We start from the raw sequence: 12619 nt of genomic DNA, 5'->3' as shown, positions 1-12619 counted from the left end.
TCGGCTTATTGACCGTTCAGTGACTACATTATATAATATGAGATGTAAATTTCCTGTTAAGAAAATGGAGAAAAGTAAATTGAGATTATTAGTTGTTGAAGATGAAAAGAAATTATGTGATATGATCGCGAAAAGTCTGCATCTGGCAGGTTATGAGGTGGACATGTGTAATGACGGAGAGCAGGCACTGGAGATGATCTATGCGGAACTGTATGACCTGATCGTGCTTGATCTTAACCTGCCCGGGGTGGATGGGATGGAGATCCTTCGGGAACTTCGCAAGGAAAATGAAGAGACAAAAGTATTGATCCTGTCTGCGAGAAGTCAGATCGCAGATAAGGTTGAAGGATTGGATTCCGGTGCAAATGATTATATGGAAAAACCATTTCACCTGCAGGAGCTGGAAGCGCGCGTGAGAAGCCTGACAAGAAGAAAATTTATACAAAAAAATATCTGTCTGGAATGCGGAAAACTTCGATTTGATACGAGAGAAAGGGTTGCATATGCAGACGATAACCCAGTTGCGTTGACGAGAAAAGAAAATGGGATTTTAGAATATCTCCTTTTAAATCAGGGAAGACCGGTCAGTCAGGAAGAACTGATCGAGCATGTCTGGGATTCTTCTGTGGATAGTTTTAGCGGTTCCATCCGAGTGCATATGTCTTCTTTGAGAAAAAAACTGAAAGCAGGACTCGGATATGATCCAATCGTGAACAAAATCGGTGAGGGCTATAAGATAGGGGGAAATAGCAAAGCATGAAGAAAATATCACTCCAGTGGAAATTAACACTTCTTACAACCGTGTTGATCACCATATTATGCGGATGTCTTACCTTTTTCTTATATAAAAACGGAGTCTATTATTTCGATACGCTTCAGGAGTCTATCACGGATCAGGGCACAGAGCCGGAATCGGTGTACATTGATATTCCGGATAATGAGTGGGATGACTTTGTGTCACAGTTTTCCATGAAGGTTTATAACTCCAAATCAGATTATAGAAGCAGAAGCCTTCTGATTACTGCTATTGTAGCGCTGTTTGGCGGCGCAGCGACTTATTTTATCAGTGGACGGGCATTGAAACCACTCAGGAAATTTTCAGAGACAGTGGAAAAAGTTCAGGCACAGAATCTGAAAGATTATACGATCGAAGAGAATAAGATTGCAGAGCTGGACAGACTTCGCATATCTTACAATAAGATGCTTATACGGCTTTCGGAATCATTCGAGACGCAGCGCCGGTTTACGGGAAATGCAGCACATGAGTTACGTACTCCACTGGCTTTAATCCAGGCACAACTGGATCTATACCATACAACAGAACATCCGGAGAGTACCGCAGTGGCAGAAGAGACAATTCAGATGGTAACGGAGCAGAATGAACGTCTTAGCAAGTTGGTCCGAACGCTTTTGGATATGAGCGAATTACAGACCGTATCGCGAAATGACAGAATTGAGCTCCATAGTATGATCGAGGAAGTGCTGACAGATCTGGAACCGCTGGCACAGGAAAAAAAGGTTGAACTGATACAGAAGTCACAGGGAGCAGGAGCAAAGGCAGATGAAGAATTGTTTTTGACAGGGAGTGATATTCTGATTTACAGAATGCTATATAATCTTGTGGAAAATGCGATTAAATATAATCGGGAAAATGGATCCGTTACGGTATCGGCAATAAGGAAGAAGAACAAAGTTGTTCTGACGGTTTCGGATACAGGAAATGGAATTGATGAAGCATTCAGGGAGCAGATCTTCGAACCGTTCTTCCGGGTAGATAAGTCAAGAAGCCGGGAACTCGGAGGTGTGGGGCTTGGCCTTGCGATGGTGCGGGAAGTTGTGCGGGTTCATGACGGAACGATTGAAGTTTATACAAATAAGCATAGCGGAACGACATTTGAAGTGAAAATGGGTATAGGGGCAGACTTTGAAAAAGCAGTATAATCGAAAAACAATTCGCAAATCGATCATACTGATGTTTATCGCTTCCACCTGCCAGAACATGGAGAATCCGTCTTACAATTCACTTACCGTATCAAAAATAAACTGAGGATTATTATTTTTAATACGGTTTAAATTATTTCAGACAGACATCCATAAAATCCTGCACTACCGCCGTCGGCTTCCGCCCCTTCTGCCAGATCAGAAGGATCTTCGTCACCAGATCCGGTTCATCAAGCACCTGACAAGTCAGCCCTTCGCAAAGCGGCTCCATGGACTGCGGGAAGATCGCCGTGGCAAGCCCTTCCTTCACCCAAAGGGTAGCGCCCCTGGCATCATCACACAGGCAGAACACCTCCGGAACCAGATTCTGCACGTGAAATGCATCCATAATCAGCTTTTCATAGCGCCGGTAGAGAATTAACGGTCTGTGGACTAAATCTTCAAGAATGAGCGATTTCCGTCCTTCTGAAGGCATCTCCGGATTGGAGACAGCGATCATCGGCTCCGAATGCAGGACTGCGGACTCCACATCATCCAGCCGAAGCGGCGTGCGGACAACCGAAATATCGATGATCCCTTCCTGAAGATAATCATATAACGTATACGTGATCCCGTCGTGAACCTCAAAATTCACGTCGGGATTTTTCTTTGAAAATTCTGCGATAAACGGCATGACTGTGCCGACCGTCGTCGGCGTGATCCCGATTCTCAGAACCCTTTTTTTACCCGTTTGGGACACCTCAAGCTCTGTCGATCTGGCATAATCCAGAAGGCTCGCCGCACGGTCATACAAAAGCTTACCTGCCGCCGTCAGGATCACCCCTTTATGGGTACGCTCAAACAGCTGCACGTTCAGTTCATTTTCCAACTGCCTGATCTGATAGCTGAGGGGCGGCTGTGACATATTGAGCTTTCTCGCCGCTTCATTGATGCTTCCCGTATTCGCGATTTCCCGGAAATATTCCAGCTGTCTGAGTTCCATTTTCTTTTTTCCCTCCGTTTAGTTATATGATGATACCAGGGTCAAAAGGTCAGAAAGCCGATGCAAGCTTGCTTGCAAGAGGATTTTTGACCTCTTGACCCGCCAAAAACATGAGTAAGTAGCCATTTTTCAAAGAAAAATGAGCGGATTACGAATGTTTTTGAGGATTGCGAGAGTGCAAAGCACGTAGCAATCTGGTATCAAATAGGTCAAAATACCTTTTGCCACTCACATTGTTATACTTTTTTTATATTAAGCTGTCATAAAAACAATATTATTCATATTGATGGTAGCGCATTATAATGAGTAGGTCAAGAAAAAACTAAGAAGTAAAGAACAGGAGTGAGTGTGTTTGAAGAAACTTTGGGTTTATCTGAAAGAATACAAGATGGAAAGTATTCTTGCACCATTATTCAAACTGCTGGAAGTCGTATTTGACCTTTTGGTTCCGGTGGTTGTCGCCAAGATCATTGATATTGGTATTGCAAACAATGACCACGGCTACATCGTAAAGATGTTCCTGGTGCTGATCCTCATGGCTGCAGTCGGTCTTAGCTGCAGTTTTACCGCACAGTATTTTGCTGCAAGAGCGAGTGTCGGCTGTGCAACCAATTTAAGACAGGCCGTATTTGACCACATTCAGGGCTTTTCATTTACCGAACTTGATACGATCGGTACGGACACCCTGATCACACGGATGACCGATGATATCAACCAGGTCCAGAACGGCATCAACATGGGACTTCGTCTTCTTCTGAGAAGTCCGTTTATCGTAATCGGTTCGATGATCATGGCATTTACGATCAACTTTAAATGTGCGCTGGTATTCGTTGTGGCGATCCCTCTTTTATTTGTCGGCGTCATTTTCATTATGCTGGTCAGCATCCCGCTTTTCAAAAAAGTGCAGGCTGCCCTGGACCGCGTCACAGGACTTACCCGTGAGAATCTGACAGGTGTCCGCGTGATCCGCGCATTTTGCCGCGAAGAAGAATCGGTAAATGAATTTGAAAAGAGCAACACCGAACTGACCAGGTTAAATGAATTTGTCGGAAGAATTTCCGCCCTCTTAAATCCATTTACCTACGTGTTGATCAACATTGCAACTGTCATTCTGATCGCAAGAGCAGGACTCCAGGTCAATCTCGGAACCATGCATCAGGGACAGGTTGTCGCGCTTTACAACTACATGGCACAGATGATCGTCGAGCTGATCAAGCTGGCTTCCCTGATCATTACACTGAACAAGGCGATGGCATGTGCAGACCGTGTAGCCGGTGTCCTGGATATCAGGACTACCATGCATTATCCGGAAACCCCTTCTGCAAAGGCAGATCCTTCTGCAAATGAAGTCGAATTCGACAAGGTATCCTTCACCTATGCAGGTGCCGGTGCATCAAGCCTTTCTGATATCAGTTTCTCTGTAAAAAAAGGGCAGACAGTCGGTATCATCGGTGGTACCGGATGCGGAAAATCCACTCTGGTCAGCCTGATCTCCCGTTTCTATGATGTAACCTGCGGAACCGTTAAACTGAATGGACGCAATGTAAAAGAGCTCACCAATCAGGAAATCCACGACAAGGTCGGAATCGTACAGCAGCGCTCCGTCCTTTTCAAAGGCAGCATCCGCGATAACATGAAATGGGGCAATGAAAATGCATCTGACTCCGAGATCTGGAATGCACTGAAAGTTGCACAGGCAAAAGAAGTCGTAGAAGGAAAAGACGGACAGCTTGATTTCATGCTCGAGCAGAACGGAAAGAACCTTTCCGGTGGACAGCGTCAGCGTCTTACCATTGCCCGCGCTCTTGTGAAAAAGCCGGAAATCCTGATCCTCGACGACAGCTTAAGCGCACTTGATTTTGCAACTGACGCAGCACTTCGGAAAGCCCTCGCAGGACTGGAAGGAGAGACAACAACCTTCCTGGTATCCCAGAGGGTTGCAGGCATCCGCCAGGCAGACAAGATTTTAGTATTAGATAATGGAGAACTCGCCGGATCCGGTACACATGATGAACTTATGAAATCCTGCGAAGTTTATCGTGAGATCTATTTCTCACAGTTCCCGGAAGACCGTGCAAAATATGAAAGAGGGGAGATGTAGGTATGAAAAAAGACAGTGTAATGAAAAAGCTTTTTAAATATATCGGAAAATACTGGATCCTCCTGATCCTCAGCATCATCCTTGCCGGAATATCAGTGGTTCTTCAGCTTTATGTGCCGGTTCTCTTCGGTAATGCGATCGATGAGATCGTAGCAGCGCACAATGTAGACTTTACCCAGATGTGGCTCTATCTGAAGCAGATTCTTCTGTTCGTAGTGATCGCTGCAGCCGCAATCTGGATCATGAACCTTGTCAATAACCGCATGACCTATCATATTGTACAGGATATCCGATCCCAGGCAATCCGCCACATCCAGAAGCTTCCGCTTTCTTATCTGGACCAGCACAGCACCGGCGATATTGTGAGCCGTATCATTGCTGATACTGATATCCTTTCTGACGGATTACTGCTCGGATTTACCCAGTTATTTTCCGGCGTTGTGACCGTTGTTGTAACCTTGATCTTCATGTTTTCCAAGAACGTGTGGATCACTTTGATGGTCATCCTTCTGACACCACTCAGCTTCCTGGTGGCAAAATTTATTTCCTCACGCTCTTTTACCATGTTTAAAAAGCAGAGTGAAACCCGTGGAAAACAGACTGCTCTAATCGAGGAAATGATCGGAAATCAGAAGGTTGTCAAGGCATTCGGATATGAGGACAAGGCTTCAAAGCGTTTTGATGAGATCAATAAAGAACTCAAAGAATATAGCCAGAAAGCCGTATTTTACAGCAGCCTTACCAATCCGTCCACCCGTTTCGTAAACAACATTATTTACGCTGCCGTAGCACTTGCAGGTGCATTCCTGATCCCGCTTGGAACCCTGACTGTCGGCGGTCTTTCCGTACTGCTTTCTTACGCGAACCAGTACATGAAGCCATTCAACGACATTACATCCGTAATCACGGAAATGCAGAACGCCCTTGCATGTGCGACACGTATCTTTGACCTCTTAGAAGAACCGGAAGAAGTAAACGATTCTTCTGAAGTACTTGAAAAGGTGGATGGAAATGTGGATATCGACCACATAGATTTCAGCTATGACAAGAGTAAATCTCTGATTGAAGACTTTAACCTTCAGGTTGAACCTGGTATGCGTATTGCGATCGTAGGTCCTACCGGATGCGGAAAAACAACATTTATCAACCTCCTGATGCGCTTCTATGACGTGGATTCCGGAAAAATCTGTATCGACGGTAAACCGATCGATGAGCTTTCCCGACATTCGCTCAGAAAGAGCTTCGGTATGGTGCTTCAGGATACCTGGATCAAATCCGGTACTGTCCGTGAAAATATCAGCTTCGGAAAACCGGATGCCACGGATGAAGAAATCATCTGGGCAGCAAAAGAGGCAAAAAGCTGGGATTTCATCCGCAGACTTCCGCAGGGACTTGATACCGTCCTGCATGAGGACAGCATCAGCCAGGGACAGAAACAGCTCCTGTGTATCACAAGAGTTATGCTCTGTCTGCCGCCAATGCTGATCCTGGACGAAGCGACTTCAAGTATCGATACCCGTACCGAACTGCAGGTACAGGAAGCATTTGATAACCTGATGAAAGGTCGTACAAGCTTTGTCGTTGCACACCGCCTGTCTACGATCCGCAACGCTTCCCTGATCCTCGTCATGAAAGACGGTAAGATCATTGAGCAGGGAACCCATGAAGAACTGCTGAAAGAAGGCGGCTTCTACAGTCATCTGTATAACAGCCAGTTCCAGGCAGTGTCATAAAACAGAATACGTCACGGTTCTCGTATACGGCATTTTCAAGAGTTGACGTGCACAGCCTCGATCCGACAGCTTACATTATCATCAGCGAAGTGGCTGATATCTTCTCGAATAATATGGGAAATGAATAAAAAAACGCGGTCTTCTTCTGCCACTTCAGAGGAAGACCGCATCTTTTTATTTCTCCAGATACGTGTTTTTGTATTCTTCACGAATTGCTTCCGGCACAAGACTTCCGCCTGTTGCCCATGCAATATGTGTCGCATTTTTCATTTTCTCTTCAAGATGATTCTCCTGTAAATATTTACGTGCAGATTCATTCCTTTCAATCTGTATTGGTCCTTCAAAAGAAGCACAAGCACTTGGCTCAAGAAAAATGTTCTCTGTTCCGAGAAGGTCTCTCATGTAATCATATAATTTCCCATCGCGGATAGTAAATTCGCCGCCAAGCAGATTCTTCATTACTCTGCCTACAAATCCAGAAGGACGTCCCACGGCAAGCCCATCTGCATGGGTAAGTCCGGTAAGCCCAATATCCTGTACGGAAATCTCCTGGTTCAGTCCGGTTGCCATTCCGACTAGCATACACGGTGCCTGTGTCGGTTCTATGAAAAAGCAGTGTACATAATCTCCGAACAGCAGCTTAAGTCCAAAGCATACACCACCCGGTGCTCCGCCTACTCCGCAGGGAATATATACAAAGAGCGGATGTTCCTCGTCTACTGCAACATTCTTTTCTTCCAACTGCTTTTGCAGACGTTTTGCCGCTACTGCATAACCAAGAAAGAGTGTTTTTGAATTTTCATCATCCACAAAGTAGCTGTTCGGATCTGCATCAGATAAAGCACGTCCGTTTTTCACCGCTTCACTGTAATCTGACTCATATTCCTTTACTGTTACCCCGTGGCTTCTGAGCAAGTCTTTTTTCCACTGTTTCGCATCTGCTGACATGTGTACGATCACCTGATAGCCAACTGCTGCACTCATGATTCCGATACTCAGTCCAAGGTTTCCGGTGGAACCAACCTGAATGGTATACTTTTTGAAAAACTCTCTGCATTCTTCACTCGCCAGTTTCTCATAATTGTCTTCCAGACTCAAAATCCCATGCTCTAATGCAAGTTCTTCTGTGTGCTTCAAAATCTCATAAATACCGCCGCGTGCCTTGATCGAACCTGCGATTGCCAGATGGCTGTCCTGCTTTAATAATAAGTTTCCTTCCAGATTGCTGTCGTATTTCTCATTCAGCAAATCCTTCATCTTCGGAACCGGTGTCAGAACAGATTCAATGATTCCGTTTTTCTCCTTTGTTTCCGGGAAACATTTCATAATGAACGGTGCAAAACGCTCCAGTCTGCGCTCCGCATCTTCTACATCTTCCATACCAAGTTCGATCTGTTCCATTGCTTCCCCACAAACTGTTTTGTCCGGATTTTTCCAGAACACCTCTTTTTCACTACAGATCTCCTTCAAGATCGGAGTCTTTTCCGCCAGCATTTTCAAATCAACCATTGCTTTCATCCCCCTCTTTCCATGACTTGATTCATATCTATATATTACCTTATTTCTTGTATTATGCCTACCACAAAAAAACTGTCAATCTTAAAAAATAGTGTTATAATTAAAATATGTTTAAAAGAAACGGGGTAATAAACATGGGAAAAGAAAGATATTCTATTTTATTCAGCAGCATGACAGGCAATACAAAGGAACTTGCCGATGCGATCCGCGAAATACTTCCGGAAGAAACTCTCGATTATTTTGGCCTATGTAAAGATGCAGATCCGCAGTCAGAAATACTCTATATCGGCTTCTGGACAGACAAAGGAACTGCTGACGAAGCGACAACCACACTGTTAAAATCACTTAGAAATAAAAAAATCTTCTTATTCGGAACAGCCGGCTTTGGTGGAAGCGAAGAGTATTATCAGAAAGTACTTCACAACGTACGTGAAAATATTGATCCGAGCAATCAGATAGTAGGAGAGTATATGTGCCAGGGCAAGATGCCGATGGCTATGAGAGAACGGTATGTGAAAATGAAAGAAGATCCAAACCACAAACCAAATCTTGATATGTTGATTGAAAACTTTGACAGAGCTTTATCTCATCCGGATAAAGCTGATTTAGAGAAACTTCAAAAATCTGTTTTAAGATAAAAGAAAAACGATACCGCAGAAACTCTTATGAAAGAATTTCTGTAGTATCGTCTTTTTTTATTCTTCTACCTTCCACTCTCTGGTATCAAAGATGTGAAGATGCAGTGCTTCTGAAATATATCCCAACAATTCGCAGCCTGCGATACAGTTTCCTTTTTTGTCAAGAGACGGTCCGTAGATCCCGATTCCCATTTTCTTTTTCGACACGCTGAGGAGACCTCCGCCGACTCCACTCTTAGTCGGAATTCCTGTTCTTAATGCAAATTCCCCCGATCCGTCATACATTCCGCAAGTAAGCATAATGGTCTGCACCATCCGCACAGTTTGAGATGAGATCAGACGTTTTCCGGTGGAAAGCTGCACTCCGTCATTTGCCAGCAGAAGACCGAACCTTGCCAGATCTCTTGCATTTACCGACATGGAACACATCTTTGTATAAAAGGTAACACTTTCTTCTACATCGGTATCAATGATGTCCTTACTTTTTAAAAGATAGGCAATCGCCTTATTTCTTGCGCAGGTCGCCATCTCAGACTGAAATACGGCTTCGTCTATCGCGATCTCCGGATCTTCGCATACTTCCTGCATATACTTCTGCATATCTTCGATGGAATAATGGTTCACTAGCAGACTTGCAACCGTAATTGCTCCGGAATTGATCATCGGATTAAAGGGCCGGTTGCTCCGGTTATCCAGTTCTACCAGTGAGTTAAAAGCCTCTCCCGACGGCTCCACGCCCACATGATCAAACACAAACTCTGCTCCAAACGTTTCCAACGCCAGACACAGTGCCATTACTTTGGAAATGGACTGTATCGTAAATCTGTCCTCTGTATTTCCGGTCTCAAATTGATTGCCGTCTATTGTGTAAAGGCAGATCCCAAGTTTATTCTTATCTGCCTTGGCAAGCTCCGGAATATACGATGCGACACTTCCATACCGGATCACACCTTTTCCGATACGGATGGCATTTTCCAGTATTCTCGTAACTTCTTCTGATTTCATCATATTCTCCTTTTTCGCTCAGTCATAATCCCCTACAACTTCTATTTCCTAAGTACTAACATACATCATTTTCCGGCTTCAATCAACCACCATTTTTGCTGAAACCCGGCGGAATAAGATAGACAAAAAAGTGCCCGCATTGTATATTATTAGTAGTTTGAAACTGGGGAATATGCAAAGGGGAAAACGTATCATGAATCTAATTTCGCAATACAAAGGTCTTAGAAAAGAAAACTATGTCTTATGCTTTGGACGCTTTGTGACGGCCATGGGGGCAATGGTCCGTCCGATGCTGACGATGATCTTAAGCCAGAAGCTTGGGATGAATGCCGTGCAGGTTGCCTGGATCACGGCACTGATGGGGATCCTGACGATCCCGGCAAATCTGATTGGTGGAAAGATGGCCGATCGTTTTAATAAGAAAATGAATATCGTTTACCTGGATATGATTTCCGTCATTTCTTATATCATCTGCGGACTGATCCCGCTGACGACAAAATCCATTGTGCTGATGTTTATCGCATCGACCTGCCAGAACATGGAAAATCCGTCCTACAATTCGCTTACTGCGGACATCACCCTCAGCAAGGACAGGGAAAGAGGGTATTCCCTCCAGTATCTGACAGCAAATCTCGGCGGCGTGATGGCTTCTGCTGTAGCCGGATTTATGTTTCGCAATTACTTATGGCTTGCATTTTTGCTCAGTGGAATTTCCATCGGCACTTCTTCTGTGCTGATCTATTTCTTTGTACAGAATATCACACCGGAAAAAGAAGAAAATGATAGCAACGCCATTTATCAGGCCGAACGCCACGGGGAAAGCCTGCTGACGATTCTTAAAGAAAACCGGCTTGTTCTGCTGTTCATTCTGATCACCAGCGGGTACACAGCACTTTACCAGATGTATAATTATCTCTTTCCTATGGATCTGATCCGTCTACACGGGGATACCGGTGCGGTGATATTCGGAACAGTTACCAGCATCAACTGCTTTATCGTTGTTCTCTTCACACCATTTATCACCCAGATCCTGAAGCGATCCTCCGAACCGAAAAAGACAATCTACGGATTTTTACTGACACTGGTCGGCTACGTATTGTTCATCCTCTTTTCCGGGCACATCCCGTTCTATTATGCGGCAATGGTCGTACTGACATGGGGTGAGATTTCTTACATGCTGGCGGAAAGCCCGTACATGACCAGGCGTATCCCATCCAGCCACCGCGGAAGAATCCACGGGTTGATGGAGATCATCCGTATCGGATTTATGAGTCTGTACCAGCTTTTGATCGGATTTATTTACAAAAATCATACGCCAATCTTTACCTGGATCATCGTTCTTCTGACAGGAGTCGCATTCTTGCTTCTGGCTGTTATCTTAACGAAAGAGGACAAAAAACGCTATAAAAATCTGTATCGCAGATTATAATAATGATGTGAGCGGCAAAATTTACTTTTGACACTCACATCATTTTAAAAAGTTATAACCAAAATAATACAGGCAAGACCAAGATTGGATTTTCTCCTTTCTCCGGTCTTGTCTGTTATTTTGCTTTCCACTATAATAAGAGTATCAAATACAAAGGAGTTTCATTTACCAGATTATGACCATCAAAGAAATCGCACAGCTCGCCGGTGTCTCCAGCGCAGCTGTATCCAGATATCTGAACGGCGGCTACGTCAGTGAAGAGAAAAAAGAACAGATCCGTAAAGTCATCGAAGAAACCGGATACCAGCCATCCGCACAGGCGCGTATGCTTCGTACCAAAAAGGCAAGCCTGGTGGGCGTGGTCGTCCCGAAGATCAATTCCGAATCCATCAGCCGGATCACTGCCGGAATTGAAAGTGTTCTCGCCGAAAGAGGCTATCAGATGCTTCTTGCCGGAACCGACAACACCCCTGCAAAGGAAGTAGAATACCTCCGGTTATTTGAAAATTATCCGGTGGACGGAATTATTCTTGTCGGTACGATGTTCACCGCCGGTCACCGGAAATTTTTAAAAGAGACAAAGGTTCCTGTTGTCGTGATCGGGCAGCGCACCTCACACGCAAACTGCATTTACCACGACGATTACGGTGCAGGAAAGGCAATGGGACAGGCCGTTGCCGGATTCAGTAAAAAAGGAGTTGCTTACATCGGCGTTACCCGCGATGACAAGGCGGCAGGTGCCGCAAGAGAGGACGGATTTATCGCAGGACTCAAAAATGCAGGTGTCACGCTTTTCGAGGAAAATAAGCGAACCTCAGCCTTCACGCTGGAATCTGGATATGAGTCTGCTCTGGATCTTTTAGAAAGCAAATGTGATATCGATGTCATATCATGTGCAACCGATACCATAGCAGCGGGAGCAATCGAAGCCATTCAGACCTACTTAAAAAAGCAGATTCCGACAAATGCAGCCGATGCAGGTGCAAGAATGCGCTATATCCTTGAAAATACGTCCATCCGAGTAACCGGATTCGGAGATAACCAGATGTTAAAAGCCGTCACCGGAGGAATCCCAACCATCCATTTCGGCTACAAAACCAGTGGAATCCGCGGCGCAGAGCTACTTCTTGACAGTATTGAAAGAGGAGAACAGATCCCGATCGAGATGAAGCTCGGCTTCCGTCTTGTTGGAGCAGACCCTTCAGACTCCGAAAATCTTACCTGATTTTCCTGATTTCCCGGAGTTTCTTAAGGAAACGAAAGTTTCTTTCA

The 12619-nt window shown here is 44.8% G+C and carries 10 protein-coding genes; 7 read left to right on the top strand and 3 right to left on the bottom strand.

Annotated features, from left to right (window positions below; all coding sequences use genetic code 11):
* Window positions 1-64 precede the first annotated feature (64 nt).
* Window positions 65-760, top strand: coding sequence for a response regulator transcription factor (locus tag NQ556_RS16130; protein ID WP_227084779.1), 696 nt, complete (start codon window positions 65-67; stop codon window positions 758-760).
* Window positions 757-1941 carry a sensor histidine kinase gene (locus NQ556_RS16125; protein ID WP_008371245.1) on the top strand — a complete coding sequence of 395 codons (1185 nt, stop codon included), beginning with the start codon at window positions 757-759 and terminating at the stop codon, window positions 1939-1941. Before NQ556_RS16130 ends, NQ556_RS16125 begins: the two co-directional genes overlap by 4 nt.
* A gap of 133 nt (window positions 1942-2074) precedes the next feature.
* On the opposite strand, the gene NQ556_RS16120 is transcribed toward NQ556_RS16125, so the two are convergent.
* Window positions 2075-2923: a LysR family transcriptional regulator gene (locus NQ556_RS16120; RefSeq protein ID WP_008371241.1), complete on the bottom strand. Its 849-nt coding sequence runs from the start codon at window positions 2921-2923 to the stop codon at window positions 2075-2077.
* Window positions 2924-3275: 352 nt separating this feature from the next.
* Here NQ556_RS16120 and NQ556_RS16115 point away from each other — a divergent pair, with 352 nt between their 5' ends.
* Both NQ556_RS16115 and NQ556_RS16110 read left to right on the top strand, forming a co-directional pair.
* Entirely contained in the window at window positions 3276-5024 is a 1749-nt protein-coding gene (locus NQ556_RS16115) for an ABC transporter ATP-binding protein (RefSeq protein ID WP_008371239.1), read from the top strand.
* A 2-nt stretch (window positions 5025-5026) separates the two neighbouring features.
* A complete protein-coding gene (locus NQ556_RS16110; RefSeq protein WP_008371237.1) occupies window positions 5027-6757 on the top strand; it encodes an ABC transporter ATP-binding protein in 1731 nt (576 codons plus the stop codon).
* Between the two features lie 174 nt (window positions 6758-6931).
* On the opposite strand, the gene NQ556_RS16105 is transcribed toward NQ556_RS16110, so the two are convergent.
* The gene (locus NQ556_RS16105) at window positions 6932-8266 is read right to left on the bottom strand and encodes a D-serine ammonia-lyase (RefSeq protein WP_204575745.1); all 1335 of its coding nucleotides are present in this window, start codon (window positions 8264-8266) and stop codon (window positions 6932-6934) included.
* Between the two features lie 143 nt (window positions 8267-8409).
* Between NQ556_RS16105 and bilS the strand changes: the two genes are divergently transcribed.
* Window positions 8410-8913, top strand: coding sequence for a flavodoxin family protein BilS (gene bilS, locus NQ556_RS16100; RefSeq protein ID WP_022220512.1), 504 nt, complete (start codon window positions 8410-8412; stop codon window positions 8911-8913).
* Between the two features lie 57 nt (window positions 8914-8970).
* Here bilS and glsA read toward each other — a convergent pair whose 3' ends face one another.
* Complete coding sequence (glsA, locus tag NQ556_RS16095) at window positions 8971-9921, bottom strand: glutaminase A (RefSeq protein WP_008371229.1); 951 nt, start codon at window positions 9919-9921, stop codon at window positions 8971-8973.
* Window positions 9922-10111: 190 nt separating this feature from the next.
* On the opposite strand from glsA, the gene NQ556_RS16090 reads away from it, so the two are divergent.
* Window positions 10112-11347 carry an MFS transporter gene (locus NQ556_RS16090; RefSeq protein ID WP_044998833.1) on the top strand — a complete coding sequence of 412 codons (1236 nt, stop codon included), beginning with the start codon at window positions 10112-10114 and terminating at the stop codon, window positions 11345-11347.
* Window positions 11348-11522: 175 nt separating this feature from the next.
* Window positions 11523-12572 carry a LacI family DNA-binding transcriptional regulator gene (locus NQ556_RS16085; protein WP_008371226.1) on the top strand — a complete coding sequence of 350 codons (1050 nt, stop codon included), beginning with the start codon at window positions 11523-11525 and terminating at the stop codon, window positions 12570-12572.
* Window positions 12573-12619: the final 47 nt, after the last annotated feature.

Source organism: Coprococcus comes ATCC 27758, assembly GCF_025149785.1.
GTDB lineage: Bacteria > Bacillota > Clostridia > Lachnospirales > Lachnospiraceae > Allocoprococcus > Allocoprococcus comes.
This window is presented reverse-complemented; position numbering and strand designations above follow the sequence as displayed.

Coding starts and splice junctions, on each gene's coding strand:
- glsA (WP_008371229.1), bottom strand. CDS start 9,921: ATGATGAAATCAGAAGAAGTTACGAGAATACTGGAAAATGCCATCCGT.
- NQ556_RS16105 (WP_204575745.1), bottom strand. CDS start 8,266: ATGGTTGATTTGAAAATGCTGGCGGAAAAGACTCCGATCTTGAAGGAG.
- NQ556_RS16120 (WP_008371241.1), bottom strand. CDS start 2,923: ATGGAACTCAGACAGCTGGAATATTTCCGGGAAATCGCGAATACGGGA.
- NQ556_RS16130 (WP_227084779.1), top strand. CDS start 65: ATGGAGAAAAGTAAATTGAGATTATTAGTTGTTGAAGATGAAAAGAAA.
- NQ556_RS16085 (WP_008371226.1), top strand. CDS start 11,523: ATGACCATCAAAGAAATCGCACAGCTCGCCGGTGTCTCCAGCGCAGCT.
- NQ556_RS16110 (WP_008371237.1), top strand. CDS start 5,027: ATGAAAAAAGACAGTGTAATGAAAAAGCTTTTTAAATATATCGGAAAA.
- NQ556_RS16125 (WP_008371245.1), top strand. CDS start 757: ATGAAGAAAATATCACTCCAGTGGAAATTAACACTTCTTACAACCGTG.
- NQ556_RS16090 (WP_044998833.1), top strand. CDS start 10,112: ATGAATCTAATTTCGCAATACAAAGGTCTTAGAAAAGAAAACTATGTC.
- bilS (WP_022220512.1), top strand. CDS start 8,410: ATGGGAAAAGAAAGATATTCTATTTTATTCAGCAGCATGACAGGCAAT.